Here is a 17,996-nt window from a genome sequence, read left to right on the forward strand (position 1 = left end):
CTGAGGGTCAGGCCACCAGCGGCGCCAGGATGCCGTCGGGACTCGGCGCGCGCACCGTGCCCTGGAGGCTGTGCAGGAGCCCGCTGCGACGGGCGGCGTAGATCGCGGCCGTGGTCGAGTGCACGTCGAGCTTGGCGAACAGGTTGCGCTGGTAGCCCTTGACCGTCGCGTCCGAGATCCCGAGGTGCCTGGCGATCTGCTTGACCTGCAGGCCGCGCTCGAGCAGCACGAGGATCTGCCCTTCGCGCGCCGTGACCTGCTCGCCCTGGTGCTCGCTCGCGTCGATCGGCACGGCCGGCAGGCGCTCGCCGCTGCCCACGCGCAGGATCGCGTCGCCGATGTCGGGGACCGGCGCGTCGCGGGCGACGTAGCCCAGGGCGCCGGCGCGCAGCGACGCTGCGCGGTTGCTCTCGACGTCGAACGAGGAGACGACCATCACGCGCGCCTTCACGCCGTGACGGCGCAGGACATCGGCCTGCTCGTCGACGCGCCGCCCCTGCACGTAGGAGTCGAGGAGGATCAGGTCGGTCTCCGCGCGCACGCGCCCCGCGATCTCCTCGACCGAGGCGCAGGCGACGATCTCGGCGCCGAGCTCGCGCTCGGCGATCCGCGCCAGGCCCTCGGCGGCCAGCAGGTCGTCGACGCAGATCAGGACGCGCCGCGACGCGTGGGCGTCGCGCTCGTGGCCGAGCAGCGCGAGGACCAGCTGGTCGCTCACGCTCATGACCGAGTCGATGGTCGGCGCGAACGCGACGCCCGACTCGCGCGAGCTGAACGACACCGCGCCGAGCGGGCGCGACCCGAGGGTCAGCGGGATCGTGCACGTCGAGCGCATGCCGCCGGCGACCGTGACCACGTCCCAGCCGCGGTCGTAGCGCACCGCCTCGCGCAGGTCGGCCGACGCGAAGACGTCGCCGCCGGCGGCGACGGTGAAGTTCGTCGAGCACTCGATCGGGAGCAGGCCGCCGCGGGCGATGAGCGTCGTGCCCGCCGTGACCTCCACGAAGCAGTTGGCCGCGTCCGCGTCGAAGCGCGACAGCGACGCGCACTGCGCGTCGGAGCCGGCCAACAGCTCCTCCAGCGATCGTTGCAGGGCGGCGCGATCAGGACGTGCGGCGGGCCGGTCCGCGGCCGGCCTCGACTCCGCGGGCACCACGTTCAGGTCCAGCATGCACCGACAGTAACTCCCGCGCGCATGCGCGCGCACGCGTTGACCCGAACGGGTCAGTGGCCGGCGAGCGCGACGTGGTGACCGGCCACCCGCGTACGCAGCCGGTAGACGCTCCCGGTGGCGCACACGAACAGCTCGTCCCACGCGCGCCCGCCCCAGGTGAGGTTGCCGACGTTGGGCTCGTCGAACGCGAGCACGCCCAGTCGCGCGCCGCGCCGGTCGAAGACCCAGATCCCGCCCGGCCCCGTCGTCCACAGGTTGCCGTGCACGTCGCACGCCATCCCGTCGACGATCCCGTGCTCGAAGCGCCCGTCGCCGACGTCCGGCGCGAAGACGCGCGGCGTGGCGAGGCGGCCGTCCGGGCGCCGGGGGAAGGCCAGCACCTGGGCGCGCGGCGTGTCGTTGACGTACAACAGCCGCTCGTCGGGCGACAGGCACAGGCCGTTGGGCTGGTCGAAGCCGTCGTGCTCGCACGTCAGCGCGCCCGTCGCGGGATCCACCCGGTAGAGCCCGCGCACGTCGAGCTCGGGCGGGCGATCGACGCCGTGGCCGTGCGCGGCGCTGCGCCCGTAGGTCGGATCCGTGAAGTAGACGGTCCCGTCGCTGGCCACGCACACGTCGTTGGGGCTGTTGAGCTGGCGGCCCTGGTGCGCCGACGCCAGGATCCGCACCGCGCCGTCGGGCGCCCAGGCCACGACGCGGCTCGTCGCGTGCTCGCACACCACGAGCGACAGGTCGGGGGCGAACGCCGACCCGTTGGACATCTGCGCGGGGCGCGCGACCAGCTCGAGCCCGTCCTGCTCGCCCCAGCGCCAGCGCGCGTCGCCGGGGACGTCGCTGAAGTACAGCCGGCGCTCACCGGGATGCCAGGCCGGGCCCTCGGTGAACCCGAGGCCCTCGACCAGGCGCTCCGGCGCCGCGTCCGGTCCGAGGAGGTCGTCGAGCATGTGAGCGCACATGCTGACGGCCTCCCCGGCCCGAGGCGACGCGCGCCCTCAGGCGGCGAACGGCAGCTGGTCGGCCGTGCCGCGCCAGGCCAGCGTGCCGCCGTCGGCGACGAACGACTGACCGGTGATGTACGACGCCTGCGGGCTGCCCAGGAAGCAGATCAGCTGCGCGATGTCGTCGGGCTCGCCGAAGCGCCGGACCAGGTGCGTGGACAGCAGCTCCTCGGTCCACGCGTCCTTGTCCTCGGCGCTCTCGAAGACCGTCTCCATCATCGGCGTGCGCACGTTGCCCGGGCAGTAGCAGTTGACGCGCACGCCGGCGGGCGCGAGCTCGGCGGCCAGCGAGCGGGTCAGCAGCAGCACGCCGCCCTTCGCCGCGCAGTACGCGTTGATGCCCGCCCAGCCGACGAACGACGCCATCGACCCGGCATTGAGGATGCAGGCGTGCTGGCTGGCGCGCAGGTGCGGCAGCGCGTGCTTCGCGCACAGCCACGCGCCCGTCACGCCGACCTCCAGGACGCGCGCGAAGTGGTCGCGGCCGAAGCCCTCGAGCGACGTGTCGTCCGCCAGCGCCCAGTCGATCACGCCCGCGTTGTTGACCAGCACGTCGATGCCGCCGAAGCGCTCCGCCGCGCCGGCCATGAGCGCGGCCACCTGCGCCTCGTCGGTGACGTCGCAGCCCACGAACGCCGCGCGCCCGCCGTCGGCCGCGATCGTCGCCACGGTCTCCTCGCCCGCCTCGGCGTTCGTGTCGGACACGACCACCGCGGCGCCGCGCCGGGCGGCGAGGCGCGCCGCCGACTCGCCGAGCCCGCGCCCACCGCCGGTGATCACGAACACGAGGCCTTCGAGGGTGCGCGGCTCGGGGGAAGCGGTCATCAGGGGCTCCTGCTCCTTCGACATGGTTGACATCAACTGAGATCTCAGTCTAGAGTGACGGAGCGTCGGGCGCCCCGCCAGTGCGGCGAGGGCGATTCACCCGAACGGGTCATGCATCGGAGGAGTCCCATGAGCGATGACGCGACCGCGCCGCGTGCCACGCGCGTCCTGGTCATGCACAACAGCGAGCTGGTCCGCGTCGGTTGCCGCGCCCTGCTGGCGCGCCAGCCGTGGGCCGAGCGCGTCGTGGTCGCGGCCGGCATCGAGGAGGCCGTCGCCCACGCGGCGCGCTACAAGCCCGATGTCGCGCTGATCCGCGTGGACCAGTTCACGGCGACGGGATCGGTGAACGCCCGCCTGCGCGCGGCGCGACCGCTGCTGCCGATCGTCCTGATGGTCGAGCAGCGCCGCGTCACCCACCGCGACGCCCTCGCCGTCGGCGCCGTCGGCGCGATCGACAGCACCGCGCCGGCGAGCGAGCTCATCGACGCGCTGCAGCGGGCCGCGGCCGGCGAGGAGGTGGGCCTTGCCCAGGACCCCCGGACGACCGCCGGCCTGTCGGAGCGCGAGCTGCAGGTCATCGCGCATCTCTCCACCGGCGCGCGCAACAGCGAGATCGGCAGCGCGCTGCTGCTGTCGCCCCAGACGATCAAGCACCACGTGCGCAGCGCCTACCGCAAGCTCGGCGTCCACACCCGGCTCGAGGCGGTCATGCGCGCCCAGCAGCTCGGCCTGCTCGGCTGAGCCGCTTCAGAAGTCGGTCGACAGCGTGAGGTGCGACCAGCGCTCGAGCTCGGCCAACTGCCCTTCGAGCTCCTGCTGGAAGCGCTCGTAGCAGTCGGTCCCGAGCGCCAGGTGCAGCGGCGGCTCCTCGGCGTCGACGACGGCGAGGATCGCCTGCGCGGCCCGCGCCGGGTCGCCCGGCTGGTGGCCGTCGAGCTGCCCGATCCCCTCTCGCGCGCGCCCGACCGTGTCGCCGTACTCGGGCATCGCCGCGCTGACGGCCATCCGTCCCGGGGCCAGCACCGGCGTCCGGAAGTCGCCGGGCTCGACGAGCGTCACGCGGACGCCGAACGGCGCCACCTCCTGGGCCAGCGCGACCGACGCGCCCTCCAGCCCCCACTTGCTCGCGTGGTAGGCGCCGAGTCCGGCGAACGCGCAGCGGCCGCCCATCGAGCTCATCTGCAGGATGTGGCCGTCGCCCTGGCGGCGCATGGCGGGCAGCACCGCGCGGGTGAGCGCCAGGGGACCGAAGAGGTTGACCTCGAGCTGCTGTCGCAGCAGGTCGTCGCCGACCTCCTCGATGGCGCCGAGCGTGGCGATGCCGGCGTTGTTGAAGAGCACGTCGAGCCGGCCGAAGCGCGCGAGCGCGGCCTCGGCGGCCGCGGCGATCGACCGCTGGTCGACCAGGTCCAGCCGGAGCCGCAGCAGGCGATCGGCGTCGGGATGCTCGAGGTCGTCGAGCGCGGCGACGTCGCGGGCGGTCGCGACCACCGTGTCGCCGCGGGCGATCGCGGCGTCGGCGACCGCGCGCCCGAACCCCGACGAGCAGCCGGTGATCAGCCATACCGGCGGCCCGTCGCCGAAGCGCCGCGCCGGCTGCTCGCCGATCGCCGCGGCCGGTGCGGCCCCGTTCTCGTGCGCGTCGTCTCGCCAGTCGTTCATGGTGCTCCGATCATGCCGCAGGGGCGGCGCCCGCGGAATAGCAGGCGTCGGTGATGGCGCGCTCCGTCACGTCGGAGCCTTCGAGCGTCGCCGCGATGGCGCCCTCGCGCAGGACGATCACCCGACGGCACACGCCGACGAGCTCGGAGAACTCGGAGGAGATCAGCAGCACCGACGCGCCGCCGTCCGCGAAGCGCTCCATCAGGGTGTAGACCTCCTCCTTGGCCTCGACGTCGATGCCCTGCGTGGGCTCGTCGAACATCAGCAGCTTGCCCTCGCGCAGCATCCACTTGGCGATGACGACCTTCTGCTGGTTGCCGCCGGACAGCGACGCGACGCCCTGCTCCGGGCCGCGCGCGCGGATCTTCAGCCCGTCGATCAGCTCGGCCGTCGCGCGGCCTTCGCGGCGGCGCGACGGCATCGGCAGCCCGTGGCGGCGAAAGCGGCTCAACGTCGCGAGCGTCGTGTTCTCCCGGATCCCGAAGCTGTCCACGAGCCCCTGATGGCGCCGATCCTCGGGCAGCAGGACGATGCCCTCGCGCACGGCGTCGCGCGGCCGGCGAATCCGCACCGGCTCGCCGTCGACCGCGATCGTGCCCGCGTCGATCGGGTCCGCGCCGAACAGCGCGCGGACGAGCTCGGTCCGCCCGGCGCCGACGAGCCCGCCGATCCCGAGGATCTCACCGGCGCGGACCTCGAAGCTGATGTCCTCGAGCACGCCCGGGACCGTCAGCCCGGACACCGCGACGCGGACGGGGCCGACCGGGCGGGCCTCCACCCCGCGCTGCGTCCGGCGCTCGTCGGCGGTCGTGCCCGCCACGTTGCCGCTGATCGTCGCGACCAGCTCGCGCATCGTCAGCTCGCCGGTGGCGCGCGACGCGACGACGGCGCCATCGCGCATGACCACGACGCGGTCGGTGATGGCGCGGACCTCGTCGAGCCGGTGCGACACGTAGACCACCGCGTGGCCGGCCGCGGCCAGCCGGCGGACCAGCGCGTGCAGCGCCTCGATCTCGCGCGTCGTCAGCGACGTCGTCGGCTCGTCGAGGATCAGCAGGCGCGCGCCCTGGTGCACGGCCCGCGCGATCATCACGGCGCGCTGCTGGGCCGGCGGCAGCGCGTCGATGCCGGCCCGCGCGTCGATGCTCGGATCGACCGTCGCCAGGACGGCGGCCGCGGTCTCGCGCATGGCGCGGAAGTCGACGAGGCCGCGACGGCGCGGCGGCCGCGAGGTGAGCACGATGTTCTCGGCCACCGACATCCCGGGGAACAGCTCGAGCTCCTGGAACATGACCGCCAGGCCGAGCGCGCGGGCCTGCGCGACGCCGAGCCGGTCGAGGTCGACGCGCTCGCCGCCGAGCTCGAGCGTCCCGGCGTCCGCCCGCTGCACGCCGGCCAGGATCTTGATCAACGTGCTCTTGCCCGCGCCGTTCTTGCCCAGCAGGCCGACGACCTCGCCGGCCCGGATCTCCAGGTCGGCGTCGTCGACCGCGCGCAGGCCCGGGTAGTCCTTGCGGATGCCGCGGGCACGGCACAGCACGTCAGCCCCGGGCATCGTTTCGTCCCAGGCGCGCGAGCAGGACGGAGCCGGCGAGGATGCCGCCCTGGACGATGTTGATGTAGGCGGGCTTGAGCTCGAGCAGGATCAGCCCGGTCGAGATGACCTGCAGGAAGATCGCGCCGACGAGCGTCCCCAGGACGTTGAACTTGCCGACCCGCACCGCGGTCGACCCCAGGAAGACGGCGGCGAACACCGGCAGCAGGTAGGGCACGCCCAGGTCCGGCGTGGACTGGCCCGCCTGCGACGTGAGCAGCATCCCCGCCACCGCCGAGCAGACCGCGCCGATGACGAACCCCAGCACGCGCAGCTCGCGCACCCGCAGGCCCGAGAGCCGTGCCGCCTCGATGTTGCCGCCGATCGCGTACATGTAGCGCCCGATCTCGGACCGCTCGAGCAGGACGAACAGCACCACGAACACCGCCAGCGCCACGTAGACCTGGCTCGACAGCCCGAACAGCTCGGCGTTGGCGAGCGACTTGTAGCTGTCGGGGACGCCCTGGAAGACGGACTGCTGGCCGGAGATCTGGTACTCGACGCCCTGGAGCACGGTGCCCATCGCCAGGGTGATGACGAACGACGAGGCGCCGGCGTAGGCGACGGCGATGCCATTGGTCAGCCCGACCGCGACACCGAGGCCGAGCGTCAGCGCGATCGCCAGGACGTAGTTGACGTCCGACTTGGACAGCAGCACGACCGCCGCCGTCCCGCCCAGGCCGATCATCGCGCCCAGCGACAGGTCGAAGTCGTTCATGACCAGCACCACGGTCATGCCGAACGCGGCGATCGCCAGCGGCGACAGGTCGCGCAGCATCGTCTCGACGTTGTCGACGGTCGGGAAGATGTGCGGCCGCAGCGCCGAGAACAGCGCGATGGTGGCGGCCAGCGCCAGCAGCACGCCGTGCCGGCGCGCGCCGCCGAGCACCGTGGCGGCCCGCGCGCCGCGACCCGGCGACGCCCGCAGGGGCGCCGCCGTGGCCGCGGTGGTCGGGGAGGAGGTCTGGCTCATGGCAACTGCCCGGCTCCGAACTGCGCCGCGCTGTTCGGCGAGGACGTCTGGCTCATGACGACTCCCCCGCTCCGAACTGCGCCTTCCATTTGGCCCTGAAGTAGCTCGCGTAGTCGAAGACGGGGTCCTGGAGCTTGTTGGGGTCCTTCTGGACGTTGTCCTTGGTGATGATCTGGCCGCCGTACAGCGCCGCCGGGTACTGCGTCGGCTCGCCGTACGCCGTGAACGGCGTCTTGTGGACGGTGTTCTGCACGGCCTCGTCGACGGCGATCCAGCCGTAGGCTTCCCACGGCAGGTCGACCGCGACCGAGATGTCGCCGTCGCGGATGGACTGCAGCATGCCCTGGTCCGGGAACGGCGCGACGACGACCGGCGCCTTGTCGCCGGTCAGGCCGACGCGGTGGATGCCCTGCACGATCGGCGGCGTGAGGATGTCGCAGCACGACCAGATCGCGTTGATGTCCGGGTGCTGGCGCAGCATCGCCACGATGCCGGGCGAGACCGCCGCCGGGTTGCTCGGCGTGCCCTCCAGGCTGGCGACGACCTTCGCGCCGGGGTGCTTGCCGAGGTCGGCCGTGAGCGCCTCGAAGCGCGCGCGGGCCGTGTCGTCGACGGTGAGCTTGAGCGCGCCGATGCGCGCGGGCTGGTCACCGAGCTGCTTGAACATCGCGTCGTGCAGCGCCCCGTACAACTTGACTTCGGGCAGGAAGAACGCCGCCGCGTAGAGGTCGCTGCGCGGAGCCTGGCCGCCCGTGTTCAACCAGGGGATGCCCTTCTGCTTGGCGAGCTTGAGCTGGGGCGTGTCGAGCGCGACGGGGATCGCGGTGGACGAGATGACGTCGTCGCCGCGCTGGATGAACGACGACGCGCACGTCGCCACCTTGGGCGGGCTGCCCTGCGCGTCGCAGGTGTCGAACTTCCACCCGAGCGCCTCCGCGGCGGCCTTCTCGCCGGTGGCGACGCGCCGCAGCGCGACCGCCTGCGAGGTGTAGTTCAGGAAGGCGATGGTCTTGACCGGCGCGGCGGTCGCGCGCTTGCCGCCGCTCGCCTGCTTGCCCGCCTTGGTGCCCAGGGCGGCCGCCTGCGCGGCACGCTGCTCGGCCGCCGAGGCCGCCTTGGCCGCGGTGGCGGTCGACGGCTTGGCCGACGACGAGCTGTCGTCCGAGCTGCTGCCGCAGCCGGTCAGCGCCAGCGCGGCGATCGCCGTCACGGCTCCGACAGAGCCGGCGGTGCGTCGCAATACGTACATCTTGCTCTCCTCCACGAGACAGGGACCGCTCAACCTCACCGTCACGGACGTCTCCGCGCCACGCTCCATTCGGACGGGGGGCGCGCCCCCGTATGTGCGGGGAAGGGAGCGGTCCGCGGTTGGTAGACCGCGACGATGGACTCCACCGCCACGACCTCACCCGCTCCGTCCGCCCTCCGGCCACCCACCGACGACGAGCTCCCGCCCGCGCTGCTCGCGCTCATGGAGGACGTCCGCGGCGAGCTGGGCTTCGTCCCGAACTTCCTGAAGGCCTACGCCTTGAACGCCGAGCACCTGCTCGCGTTCTTTCCGTTCTTCACCGGGCTGCTCGATCCCGACGCCGGCCGCCTGCCCGCGCGCGACCGGGAGCTGCTCGCCGTCGTCGTCTCCGCCGAGAACCGCTGCAACTACTGCATCGCGACCCACGCCGCGATCCTCCGGGACCTGACCGGCGACCCCGCGTTCGTCGATCGCCTCACGATCAACCATCGGCACGCGCGTCTCTCGGCGCGCGACCGCGCGCTGGCCGAGCTCGCGGTGACCGCGACGCGCGACGCGGCGGGCGTGACGCCGGAGGCGCTCGAGCCGCTGCGGGCGCTGGGCCTCGACGACCGGCAGCTGCTCGAGGCCGTCGAGGTGATCGCCGCCTTCAACTTCACCAACCGCCTGGCCAACGCGATCGGGCTCGAGCCCGATCCCGAGTTCCTGGCGATGCGCCGCGACTACGACGCCGCCGCGCCGGACCGGAACGTCCGGCGATAGGCCGACGGGGAGACGCCGAGCGCCGCGTGCAGATGCTGGCGCAGCGAGGCCGCGCTGCCGAACCCGGCCCGATCGGCCACGTGCTCGACCGGCAGGTCGGTGGACTCGAGCAGGTGGCGCACCGCGTCGATGCGCTGCTGCACGATCCACTGCTGCGGGCTGAGGCCCACCTCCTCCCGGAAGCGGCGGGTGAACGTCCGCACGCTCATGTGCGCGCGATCGGCGAGCGCCGCGAGCGTCAACGGCCGCTCGAGGCGCTCGAGCGCCCAGGCCCGGGCCGCGGCGGTGCTCTGCCGGTCCGCGGCCGGGACGCTGCGCTGCACGTACTGCGACTGGCCGCCGTCACGCCACGGCGGCACGATGCACTGCCGCGCCACGCGGTGGGCGACGTCGCTGCCGTGATCGCGTCGCACGACGTGCAGGCAGAGGTCGATCCCCGCCGCTACGCCGGCGGACGTGAGCACGTCGCCGTCGTCGACGAACAGCACGTCGGGATCGAGCTGCACGCGCGGGAAGAGGCGCTGGAACGCGTCGGCGCGCTGCCAGTGCGTCGTCGCCCGGCGGCCGTCGAGCAGGCCGGCGGCCGCCAGCACGTAGGTCGCGATGCAGATCGACACGACGCGCGTGCCGCGGCGGCGGCCGGCCAGCGCGTCCGCCACGTCGTCGTCGAGGATGCCCGCCTCGAACAGCGGGCCGCGCCCGGCCGGCGACGGGATGACGAGCGTGTCGGCGCGGCGGATGATCCGCGCGTCGTGGTCGGGGACGACCGCGAAGTCCGCGTCGGTCCGGACGGGCGCGCCGTCGACCGTGCAGGTCTGCACGCGGTAGAGCGGGGTGCCGTCGTCGCGCTGCGCGGACCCCAGGATCCGCGACGCGATCCCGAGCTCGAACGGGAACACCCCGTCGAGCGCGAGGACGGCGACGCGGTGGGCGGCGACGGCGGCCATGGCCTGATCCTTGCACATGTTGTCCTGCCGGCCACTTGCCGGCGGTCGGCGGCGCGCGCAGACTCACCCCATGAGCACGATGACCGCTGAGATGATGCGCGCGATCAGCCCCACCGCCTGGGGCGGAGCCGAGCTGCTGGCCGAGATCGCGACGCCCAAGCCCGTCCCCGGAGCGACCGAGGTCCTCGTCCGCGTGCGCGCCGCCGGCGTCAACCCGACGGACTTCAAGCAGCGGGTGTCCGGCGGCCTCGGGCTCTGGGGCGACCCGCCGATCCTCGGCTACGACGTCTCCGGGGTCGTGGAGGCGGTCGGCCTCGGCGTCACGCTGCACGCGCCGGGCGACGAGGTCTTCGGCATGCCGCACTTCCCGCGGCAGGCGGGCGCGTACGCGGAGTACGTGGTGGCCCCGGCCCGTCAATTCGCGCCCAAGCCCGCGACGCTCGACCACGTCCAGGCGGCCGCCCTGCCGCTGACGGCGCTCACGGCCTGGCAGGTGCTGGTCGACACGGCCGACGTCCAGCCCGGCCAGCGGGTGCTGATCCACGCCGCCGCCGGCGGCCTCGGGCACGTCGCCGTGCAGATCGCCAAGGCGCGCGGGGCGCACGTCATCGGCACCGCGAGCGCGCCCAAGCACGAGCTGCTGCGCGCGCTCGGCGCGGACGAGCTCGTGGACTACACCGCCACGCCCTTCGAGTCGGTCGTCGCGGACGTCGACGTCGTCCTCGACACGATCGGCGGGGACTACGGCGCCCGCTCGCTCGAGACCCTGCGCGCCGGCGGCATCCTCGTCTGCCTGGCGTCGCCGTTCGACCCGGGCGACGAGGTCGCCGCGCAGGCCGCCGCCCGCGGGGTCCGCGTCGCCGCGCCGCTGGTGGAGCCCGACCGGCTGGCGCTGACGGAGATCGCCGCGCTGGTCGAGGCCGGGGCGCTGCGGCCGGTCATCGACACGGTCCTCCCGCTCGCCGAGGCCCGCCGTGCCCACGAGCTCGGCGAGTCCGGGCGCACCACGGGCAAGATCGTGCTGACGGTCGACTGACGGACGCGACCTGGGCCTCAGGCGACCGCGACCGGCCGGCGGACCCACGCCGGCCCGAGGTCGTGCACCGACGGGCAGCCCGCGAGCATCAGCGTGAGGCGGAGCTCGTCGGCGAGGATCGCCAGCGCGCGCTCGGCGCCGGCCTGGCCCGCGACGCCGAGGCCGTAGCCGAGCGCGCGCCCGGCCATGCAGCCCTTGGCGCCCAGCGCCAGCGCCTTGGCGACGTCGCCTCCGCGGCGGACGCCCCCGTCGACGTAGACCTCGGCGCGTCCGTCGACGGCGTCGACGACCGCCGGGAGCGCGCCGATGCCGGACGGCGCGTGGTCGAGCTGGCGTCCGCCGTGGTTGGAGACCACGATCGCGTCGGCGCCGAGCAGCGCGCACCGGGCGGCGTCCGCGGGGTCGAGCACGCCCTTGACGATCAAGGGCTTGTCCCAGCGCTCCCGGAGGCGCTCGAGGTCGTCCCACGACGCCGACGGGTCGAACTGGCTGGTGAGGAAGCTCGCGAGCGCGGCCGGACCGTCGTCGACGCCGAGTCGCTCACCGGTAAAGTTGCCGAAGCGCAGGCGCCCGCGCGCGGCGAAGGCCGCCGACCAGCGCGGGTGGCGCAGGCCATCCAGCAGCGAGCGCGCGGTCGCCCGCGGCGGCACGCCAAAGCGGTTGCGGCGGTCGCGGTCGCGGTTGGCCCCGCGCGGCACGTCGACGGTGACGACGAGCGCCGCGTAGCCGGCCGCGTCGGCGCGGCGGACGAGCTCGTCCAGCAGCCCGCGGTCCCGCCACATGTAGGTCTGGAACCACAGCGGGCCGCCGCGGCCGGCGGCGGCGATCTCCTCCAGCGCGTAGGACGACATGCAGCTCACCGCGGACACGGCGCCCGCCGCACGCGCCGCGCGCGCCAACGCCAGCTCGCCGTCGGCGTGGACGAGGCCGAGCGCGCCCATCGGCGCCGCGACGACGGGCAGCGCCGACGCGCTCCCGGCCAGCGTGGTCCGCAGCTCGACGTCGGCGACGTCGACCAGCGTGCGGGGCAGCAGCTCGAGCGCCGCGAAGACCTCCATGTTGCGCGCGAGCGTGACCTCGTCGCCCGCGCCGCCTTCGAGGTAGTCGAAGACGACGCGCGGCAGCGCGCGCCGCGCCGCGCCGCGCAGCTCGCCGATCGTGCCGCGGCGCCCGGCGCGCCGGCCGCCGCGCCCGCCCTCGCGCGCGGCCAGGAGGGCCGGCCCGAGTCGGCGGACGTCGTCGGCGACCTGGCGCCGCAGCAGATCGGTGAAGTCGCTCACGGCGAGACGATCGGCTCCCGCTCGCCGAGCAGGTGCTCGGCGAACCAGTCGGCGGCGAGCTGCTCGCAGTACTCCTTGTACTCGACGTAGACCCCGAAGTGCCCGGTCGGCAGCGTCACGAGGCGCTTGGGCTCGCGGGCCCGGTCGTAGGCGGCGAACGCCTCCTCCGAGACGGTGAGCGCGTCCTCGGCGCCGATGACCATCAACATGGGCGTCGGGCTCATGCGCTCGATGTAGGCGCCCGGCTCGTACTCCCACCACATCTCGATCGACCGGAGCGTCACCTCGTTGCGCCAGTTCTCCAGGCGCCACGGCTCGATCGTCTGGTACCAGTCGTAGACCTCGACGTTGGGCAGCGCCGCGTCGGCCGCGGGATCGCGTGCGATCATCGGGACGGTCTCAGGCGCCTCGCCGGCGAAGCGCGCGCGGCGATCGGCGTCGAACCGCGCCCGCAGGTCGGCCACCATGTCGGACCGCACGAAGCGCACGCCGTTGCGGTAGCCGCTGATGATCGGGACCTGCACGAACACGCACTTGACGCGCCGGTCCAGCGCGGTGACGACGATCGCATGACCGCCCGCGTAGCTGCTGCCGAACACCCCGATGCGATCGGCGTCGACCTCGGGCAGCGACTCCAGGTAGGTGATCGCGGTGCGGTAGTCGCGGATCTGCGCCCACGGATCCGCCTCCTGCCGCGGCTCGCCGTCGCTGGTGCCGAAGTTGCGGTGGTCGTACAGGAGCACGGCGAGGCCGCTGCCCGCGATGGTCTCCGCCACGTCGTCGACGTACTGCTCCTTGACGCCGCCGAAGCCCTGCGTGACCACGACCGCGGGCAGCGCCGTCGTCGCCTGCGCCGGGACGTAGAGCCAGCCGCGCAGCGTCAGCCCGTCGTCGGTCTGGAACTCGACGTCGCGCCGGCGGATCGTGCCGTCCCGCCGCAGGACCTCAGTCTCGGACCCAATTGCCATGGTGACCTTCCATCCTTCTGGTTCGTGTTGGTGGTTCAGACGATCGCGACGGGCCGGACCCAGCTGCCGGTCGACCCGGTCATGCGCAGGGGCAGGCACACGAACGCGAACGCGTAGATGCGGTCGCGCGCGAGCTCGTCGAGCGCGAGGTTCTCGATCAGGTGCACGCCACGCTCGACGAGCATCGCCTTGTGCGTGGTGTCGCGCGGATCGGGATGCGGCGCCGGCTCGGTGGCGGGCGTGTCCGTGCCGAGCACCGACATGCCCTGCTCGTAGAGCCAGATCGCGCCCTCGGGTCCGACGCCGCCCTGCGCCTTCATGAAGACTTCCTGATCGGTGAAGAATTGCGCGATCTTCCCGGTGCGGACGAGCACCACGTCGCCGTCGCGCAGCTCGGTGCGCTGGAGCTCCAGGGTCGCGGCGAGGTGGTCGGCCGTGATCTCGAACCCGTCGGCGATCATCGGCACGCCGAACAGGAGCGGCACGTCGACCAGGACGCCGCGGCCGATGATCGGCGGCACCGTCTCCATCGCGTGCTCGGTGAAGCCGAAGTCGGTGTGGACGTCGGCGACGCTGGCGCCGCCGAAGATGCGCCCGTCGAACGCGTAGTGGCAGAGCGCGTCGATGTGCGTCGACACGTGGGGCGTGCCGATGACGATCTCGCTGCTGAACTCCAAGCCGTACGCGGCGCCGGTCTCGGTGCTCGACCGGTAGCGGCTCAGGCGGAAGCCGGCCATGTGCTCCGGGCTGCCCTGCGGGATCGCGCTGCCGAGCTCGAGCCCGAGGTCGTACGTGCGCCCCTCGCGTACCGAGGTCAGCGCGCGCAGCGTCTCCGCGGCGCCGATCCGGCCCAACGCCGTCGCGGCCCGATCGGCCCGCGCGCGCTCTTCGATGCTCATGACCCCTCCTCGACGTGACGACCGCACGATCGTCGCGCGTGGCGGACGCCGCGACCACCGCACGTTCGGACGGGTCGCAGCCCGCGAACCGCGGAGCCTTCGACCCGACGACGGCACCCGTCTCGACCGAGACGGATGTCAACCCTGGCCGACCGAGGAGCCGCCTGCGCTCGATAAGGGCCCTAGACGTCCAGCGCCTGTTCGATCGGGGTCTCGCCGCCGACCACCACGTAGATGCGGCCGGCGGTGTCGGGGCGGTCGAGAAGCGCCGCGAGCACGGCGGCAACGTCGTCGCGGGCGACCTGGTCGAACCGAGGGACCTTGGGTCCAACCACGTTCCCGGCAGTCAGCTCGACGGTGCCGTCGCCGCGGTCGTCGGTGAGCACACCGGGCCGCAGCACCGTCCAGTCGAGCCCGTCACAGGCGAAGATGTGCTGTTCGGCGGCGTGCTTGGCCCGCAGGTAGACGGCGTACCCTGCGCCGATGCTGCGGTCGTCGGCGCAGCCCACGTTGATGGAGCTGACGTGCAGGAACCGGCGCACACCGGCCCGTTCCGCGGCGTCCATGACCAGCACGACGGCGGCACGGTCCATCTTGTCCCGGCGCGCGCCGGGAGCGCCGTTGCCCGAGCCGGCGGAGAAGACGACAGCGTCGGCACCGACGAGGGTCGCGGCCACGTCGTCGGCGGTGGCGTGCTCGAGATCGATCACGACGGCGTCACCGCCGGCTCGTCTGATGTCTTCGACGTGGCCGGGGTTGCGCACGATGCCCACGACGGCGTCGCCGCGCTCGGCGAGGAGCCGAGTCAACCGGAGGGCGATCTTGCCGTGGCCGCCAGCGATGACGATCTTCATTCACTGCCCTTTCATGGTGGCGAGCGGGCGCTGCCGTGGCTCAGTGCGCCGACGGCGGTCCGGGCCATCCGCGAGGCGCTCGAGCGGCTGCCACGCGCCTCCTAGGCGTGCCAGCTCAGATGCCGCTTCCACCCTCAATCGGGCAGCAACGCCGTGCACTTGATCTCGACGAACAGCCCCGGCATCGCCAAGGCGGTCACGCCGAGCGCCGTCCACGCCGGGAGGCGATCCGGGTTGGTGAAGTACCGGTCCTTGACGTTCATGATCAGCTGCATCTCGCTGAAATCGGTGTGGTAGGTCATCATCTCGACGACATCGTCGAACGTCAGCCCCGCCGCGGTCAGCACCGTCTTGACGTTCTCGAACGCCTGAACGACTTGTGCCTCCTTGCCTTCGACGACGTTCAAGTTCTCGTCGCGGCCGAGCTGACCGGCCATGTAGAGAAAAGGTCCAGCCTTGACGGCCGGCGCATAGCCAAACCGCTCGTGGATGATCTCCATCCCCTTCGGGACCACGCTCTCTCGCCTCGGCATGTTCAGCCATCCTCTCGTCAGCACGACGTTGATGTCAAATACTGTGTTAATCTGCTCATTACATGGATATCGATCACTATGTTTGATATCCGTCCTGCGACCCGCGACAGCAGCCTAGCGGACCCACACCCAACCCTCAGGCGCAGTTGCGCGCACGTAGATGAGCTGCCCGCCAAGCTGCCGGAGTGGACGCGCGTCCACACGTCGACGGTCGTGTCGAGAGTTCGCTCAAACGCCTGCGCTTCTCCATCACGAAGGAGCGATCGTTGTGCAGGACGCCTCGTCGCCGAGCCCGCGCAGAAGCGGCACGTACGGCGCCGGACAGCGGAAGCTCTACGGTGAAGTACTCGTAGGCCGCGTTCGACGCCGCCGTGGTCGCAGCGGCTGAGCGACAGGCGACCACGCGGCCAGCGGTCACGCCGGGCGCCGCTGGCGACAGGTCGGTTCGATCAGCTCCGCGGCCGCCCAGTGGGCCACTTCGCCGGGGTAGGGCGAGCGCAGTCCGAGGACGAGGTGGTGGAAGCCGGCGTCGATCAGCTCGGCGAGGAGCCCGCGGGTCGCCGCGGGGTCGTCGTAGGAGACCGTCACCTGGGTCGAGCGCGTGATGCTCGACGGGTCACGGCCGATCGCCGCGCAGTGCTCGTCCAAGACGGCGGCGCGCTCGCGCAGGAAGGCGACCGTGTTGTGCGGCGGACCCGGAACGTTCCAGATGTCGGCGTGGCGGGCCACGACCGCCAGCGTTCTGCGGCCCCAGGCGCCGATCACGATCGGCGGGTAAGGCCGCTGCACGGGCTTGGGTTCGCAGCGCGCTCCGACCAACATGTAGGACTCACCAGCGAAGTCGAACGGGTCGGGTTCGGTCCAGAGCCGCCGGGCGATCGTGCAAGCCTCGTCGAGGGCGGCGATCCCGCGGGTGGGTGAGACGAGCTCGAGGCCGTAGGCACCGAACTCCCGGTCGGCCAGCTCCTGGCCGGCAGCGGTGCTGGGCCCGCCCGTCGCGCCGACGCCGATGCCGAAGGCGAGCCGTCCGCCCGTGATGACGTCAAGCGTTGCGGCCATCTTGGCGTGGACCGCCGGCGGCCGGATGCGGTTGCTCGCCACCATCAGCCCGACCTGGAGCCGGCGGGTCTGCGCGGCGAGCACGGCAAGCAGGGTCCAGCCCTCGAACGCCGGGGCGCCCGGATCGCCGAACAGCGGCAGGAGGTGATCCCAGAGCCACGCGTGCTCGACAGCGGGGATCGCGTCGGCCTCGCGCCACACCCGGAGCAGATCCTCGTAGCCGACGCCGACGGGGACGGTCTTGATGCCGAAGCTGAGCGGAGCGTCCAGGGGCGAAGACATGGGCGCACCATAGCGTCTGCCAGGCTGATCGTCAGCCTCACTGACGATCAGTCGGAGTACGCTTACGTCGATGTCGACGACGCCTCAACCGCCGCCCCGCCTCGGCTATCTGCTCAAGCACAGCTACCTCCGCCACGCCGAGCAGCTGTCCGAGGCCTTGAGCCCGCTCGGCGTCGACGGGCGCGAGCTCGCCGTACTCCGGGTCCTCGACACCGACGAGCCCAGCTCGCAGGCCGAGGCAGCCAAGCGTCTCGGGTTGGATCGCACGACCATGGTCGGGTTGGTCGACACGCTGGAGGCCCGGAGCCTGGTCGCGCGCAAGCCACATGCCGCCGACCGGCGCCGCAACGTGGTGGCGCTCACCCGTCGCGGGCAGCGGGTCCTCGCCGAGGGGACCCGGATCGGCGATGCCGTGGAAGACCGCTTCCTGAGCGGTCTCAGCGCGACCGACGCGCGTCGGCTGAGATCGATCCTCGGCGCACTGCTCGGCGACCAACCGGCCTGACAACACGCCCGCATGCCGCCCATCGAGATCGGTCTCAGACGTGACGCCGCGCTGGATGAGCCGGTCATCGTCGCTCTCCAGACGATCCTCGAGGACCTGCCGGGACGCGACGTCGACGGCGCCTGCACACCGACGACAGCGGCCCGGATACGCTGACGTCGTCGGAGGCGACGCCCTGGAGGCACCGGGATTCCGCGAGTGCCTGGAACGCCCCGAATCGTCGGTAATCGCCGGCAATCCGCGCCATGAGGGCAGCCGTCGAGCGGTATCGAAGACCCTGGTGCCTGAACCAGCGTCCGCCTCGCGTCGATGCTCACGAGACCCGACAACGAAGAAACCCGCCATGTGCGGGGCTTCGCCTGAAGGGTGAGCGAGGGGACTTCGAACCCCCGA

At 72.7% G+C, this 17,996-nt stretch carries 19 protein-coding genes; 5 read left to right on the top strand and 14 right to left on the bottom strand.

Annotated features, from left to right (window positions below; all coding sequences use genetic code 11):
• Positions 1–7 precede the first annotated feature (7 nt).
• The 3 genes from DSM104299_RS20360 to DSM104299_RS20370 are packed head-to-tail and all read right to left on the bottom strand — an operon-like array spanning position 8 to position 2,997.
• Positions 8–1,171: a LuxR C-terminal-related transcriptional regulator gene (locus tag DSM104299_RS20360; RefSeq protein WP_272473488.1), complete on the bottom strand. Its 1,164-nt coding sequence runs from the start codon at positions 1,169–1,171 to the stop codon at positions 8–10.
• A 53-nt stretch (positions 1,172–1,224) separates the two neighbouring features.
• Entirely contained in the window at positions 1,225–2,118 is an 894-nt protein-coding gene (locus DSM104299_RS20365) for an SMP-30/gluconolactonase/LRE family protein (RefSeq protein WP_272473489.1), read from the bottom strand.
• A gap of 48 nt (positions 2,119–2,166) precedes the next feature.
• A complete protein-coding gene (locus DSM104299_RS20370) occupies positions 2,167–2,997 on the bottom strand; it encodes an SDR family NAD(P)-dependent oxidoreductase (RefSeq protein WP_272473490.1) in 831 nt (276 codons plus the stop codon).
• A gap of 129 nt (positions 2,998–3,126) precedes the next feature.
• Between DSM104299_RS20370 and DSM104299_RS20375 the strand changes: the two genes are divergently transcribed.
• Positions 3,127–3,741, top strand: coding sequence for a response regulator transcription factor (locus DSM104299_RS20375; RefSeq protein WP_272473491.1), 615 nt, complete (start codon positions 3,127–3,129; stop codon positions 3,739–3,741).
• Between the two features lie 6 nt (positions 3,742–3,747).
• Here DSM104299_RS20375 and DSM104299_RS20380 read toward each other — a convergent pair whose 3' ends face one another.
• The 4 genes from DSM104299_RS20380 to DSM104299_RS20395 are packed head-to-tail and all read right to left on the bottom strand — an operon-like array spanning position 3,748 to position 8,439.
• Complete coding sequence (locus tag DSM104299_RS20380; protein ID WP_272473492.1) at positions 3,748–4,662, bottom strand: oxidoreductase; 915 nt, start codon at positions 4,660–4,662, stop codon at positions 3,748–3,750.
• A 10-nt stretch (positions 4,663–4,672) separates the two neighbouring features.
• On the bottom strand, positions 4,673–6,217 hold the full coding sequence (locus DSM104299_RS20385) for a sugar ABC transporter ATP-binding protein (RefSeq protein ID WP_272473493.1): 1,545 nt from the start codon (positions 6,215–6,217) through the stop codon (positions 4,673–4,675).
• A complete protein-coding gene (locus DSM104299_RS20390) occupies positions 6,204–7,229 on the bottom strand; it encodes an ABC transporter permease (RefSeq protein ID WP_272473494.1) in 1,026 nt (341 codons plus the stop codon). Before DSM104299_RS20390 ends, DSM104299_RS20385 begins: the two co-directional genes overlap by 14 nt.
• Positions 7,230–7,281: 52 nt before the next feature.
• Positions 7,282–8,439, bottom strand: coding sequence for a sugar ABC transporter substrate-binding protein (locus tag DSM104299_RS20395; protein ID WP_272473495.1), 1,158 nt, complete (start codon positions 8,437–8,439; stop codon positions 7,282–7,284).
• Between the two features lie 174 nt (positions 8,440–8,613).
• Between DSM104299_RS20395 and DSM104299_RS20400 the strand changes: the two genes are divergently transcribed.
• Positions 8,614–9,240: a peroxidase-related enzyme gene (locus DSM104299_RS20400; RefSeq protein WP_272473496.1), complete on the top strand. Its 627-nt coding sequence runs from the start codon at positions 8,614–8,616 to the stop codon at positions 9,238–9,240.
• Here DSM104299_RS20400 and DSM104299_RS20405 read toward each other — a convergent pair.
• A complete protein-coding gene (locus tag DSM104299_RS20405; protein WP_272473497.1) occupies positions 9,201–10,187 on the bottom strand; it encodes a GlxA family transcriptional regulator in 987 nt (328 codons plus the stop codon). The two genes, DSM104299_RS20400 and DSM104299_RS20405, sit on opposite strands and share 40 nt — an antisense overlap.
• A 70-nt stretch (positions 10,188–10,257) precedes the next feature.
• Here DSM104299_RS20405 and DSM104299_RS20410 point away from each other — a divergent pair, with 70 nt between their 5' ends.
• A complete protein-coding gene (locus DSM104299_RS20410; protein ID WP_272473498.1) occupies positions 10,258–11,223 on the top strand; it encodes an NADP-dependent oxidoreductase in 966 nt (321 codons plus the stop codon).
• Positions 11,224–11,240: 17 nt separating this feature from the next.
• On the opposite strand, the gene DSM104299_RS20415 is transcribed toward DSM104299_RS20410, so the two are convergent.
• From DSM104299_RS20415 to DSM104299_RS20440, 6 genes are all read right to left on the bottom strand, one after another.
• Complete coding sequence (locus DSM104299_RS20415) at positions 11,241–12,503, bottom strand: alpha-hydroxy acid oxidase (RefSeq protein ID WP_272473499.1); 1,263 nt, start codon at positions 12,501–12,503, stop codon at positions 11,241–11,243.
• A complete protein-coding gene (locus DSM104299_RS20420; protein WP_272473500.1) occupies positions 12,500–13,471 on the bottom strand; it encodes an alpha/beta hydrolase in 972 nt (323 codons plus the stop codon). The genes DSM104299_RS20415 and DSM104299_RS20420 overlap by 4 nt, the downstream gene beginning before the upstream one ends.
• A 35-nt stretch (positions 13,472–13,506) precedes the next feature.
• Positions 13,507–14,370 carry a cyclase family protein gene (locus DSM104299_RS20425; protein ID WP_272473501.1) on the bottom strand — a complete coding sequence of 288 codons (864 nt, stop codon included), beginning with the start codon at positions 14,368–14,370 and terminating at the stop codon, positions 13,507–13,509.
• Between the two features lie 182 nt (positions 14,371–14,552).
• Positions 14,553–15,224, bottom strand: a complete 672-nt coding sequence (locus DSM104299_RS20430) for an SDR family oxidoreductase (RefSeq protein WP_272473502.1) — start codon at positions 15,222–15,224, stop codon at positions 14,553–14,555.
• Between the two features lie 134 nt (positions 15,225–15,358).
• On the bottom strand, positions 15,359–15,724 hold the full coding sequence (locus DSM104299_RS20435) for a RidA family protein (protein ID WP_272473503.1): 366 nt from the start codon (positions 15,722–15,724) through the stop codon (positions 15,359–15,361).
• A gap of 447 nt (positions 15,725–16,171) precedes the next feature.
• Complete coding sequence (locus DSM104299_RS20440; RefSeq protein ID WP_272473504.1) at positions 16,172–17,098, bottom strand: LLM class flavin-dependent oxidoreductase; 927 nt, start codon at positions 17,096–17,098, stop codon at positions 16,172–16,174.
• A gap of 70 nt (positions 17,099–17,168) precedes the next feature.
• Here DSM104299_RS20440 and DSM104299_RS20445 point away from each other — a divergent pair, with 70 nt between their 5' ends.
• The gene (locus DSM104299_RS20445) at positions 17,169–17,603 is read left to right on the top strand and encodes a MarR family winged helix-turn-helix transcriptional regulator (RefSeq protein WP_272473505.1); all 435 of its coding nucleotides are present in this window, start codon (positions 17,169–17,171) and stop codon (positions 17,601–17,603) included.
• A gap of 12 nt (positions 17,604–17,615) precedes the next feature.
• Positions 17,616–17,759, top strand: coding sequence for a hypothetical protein (locus DSM104299_RS20450; RefSeq protein WP_272473506.1), 144 nt, complete (start codon positions 17,616–17,618; stop codon positions 17,757–17,759).
• Positions 17,760–17,996: the final 237 nt, after the last annotated feature.

Source organism: Baekduia alba, assembly GCF_028416635.1.
GTDB classification, from domain to species: Bacteria; Actinomycetota; Thermoleophilia; order Solirubrobacterales; family Solirubrobacteraceae; genus Baekduia; species Baekduia alba.

What these genes read in the sequence shown, in the direction of transcription:
- DSM104299_RS20360 (WP_272473488.1), bottom strand. Translation starts at nt 1,171, where the DNA reads ATGCTGGACCTGAACGTGGTGCCCGCGGAGTCGAGGCCGGCCGCGGAC.
- DSM104299_RS20365 (WP_272473489.1), bottom strand. Translation starts at nt 2,118, where the DNA reads ATGCTCGACGACCTCCTCGGACCGGACGCGGCGCCGGAGCGCCTGGTC.
- DSM104299_RS20370 (WP_272473490.1), bottom strand. Translation starts at nt 2,997, where the DNA reads ATGACCGCTTCCCCCGAGCCGCGCACCCTCGAAGGCCTCGTGTTCGTG.
- DSM104299_RS20375 (WP_272473491.1), top strand. Translation starts at nt 3,127, where the DNA reads ATGAGCGATGACGCGACCGCGCCGCGTGCCACGCGCGTCCTGGTCATG.
- DSM104299_RS20380 (WP_272473492.1), bottom strand. Translation starts at nt 4,662, where the DNA reads ATGAACGACTGGCGAGACGACGCGCACGAGAACGGGGCCGCACCGGCC.
- DSM104299_RS20385 (WP_272473493.1), bottom strand. Translation starts at nt 6,217, where the DNA reads ATGCCCGGGGCTGACGTGCTGTGCCGTGCCCGCGGCATCCGCAAGGAC.
- DSM104299_RS20390 (WP_272473494.1), bottom strand. Translation starts at nt 7,229, where the DNA reads ATGAGCCAGACCTCCTCCCCGACCACCGCGGCCACGGCGGCGCCCCTG.
- DSM104299_RS20400 (WP_272473496.1), top strand. Translation starts at nt 8,614, where the DNA reads ATGGACTCCACCGCCACGACCTCACCCGCTCCGTCCGCCCTCCGGCCA.
- DSM104299_RS20405 (WP_272473497.1), bottom strand. Translation starts at nt 10,187, where the DNA reads ATGGCCGCCGTCGCCGCCCACCGCGTCGCCGTCCTCGCGCTCGACGGG.
- DSM104299_RS20410 (WP_272473498.1), top strand. Translation starts at nt 10,258, where the DNA reads ATGAGCACGATGACCGCTGAGATGATGCGCGCGATCAGCCCCACCGCC.
- DSM104299_RS20420 (WP_272473500.1), bottom strand. Translation starts at nt 13,471, where the DNA reads ATGGCAATTGGGTCCGAGACTGAGGTCCTGCGGCGGGACGGCACGATC.
- DSM104299_RS20425 (WP_272473501.1), bottom strand. Translation starts at nt 14,370, where the DNA reads ATGAGCATCGAAGAGCGCGCGCGGGCCGATCGGGCCGCGACGGCGTTG.
- DSM104299_RS20430 (WP_272473502.1), bottom strand. Translation starts at nt 15,224, where the DNA reads ATGAAGATCGTCATCGCTGGCGGCCACGGCAAGATCGCCCTCCGGTTG.
- DSM104299_RS20435 (WP_272473503.1), bottom strand. Translation starts at nt 15,724, where the DNA reads ATGGAGATCATCCACGAGCGGTTTGGCTATGCGCCGGCCGTCAAGGCT.
- DSM104299_RS20440 (WP_272473504.1), bottom strand. Translation starts at nt 17,098, where the DNA reads ATGTCTTCGCCCCTGGACGCTCCGCTCAGCTTCGGCATCAAGACCGTC.
- DSM104299_RS20445 (WP_272473505.1), top strand. Translation starts at nt 17,169, where the DNA reads ATGTCGACGACGCCTCAACCGCCGCCCCGCCTCGGCTATCTGCTCAAG.
- DSM104299_RS20450 (WP_272473506.1), top strand. Translation starts at nt 17,616, where the DNA reads ATGCCGCCCATCGAGATCGGTCTCAGACGTGACGCCGCGCTGGATGAG.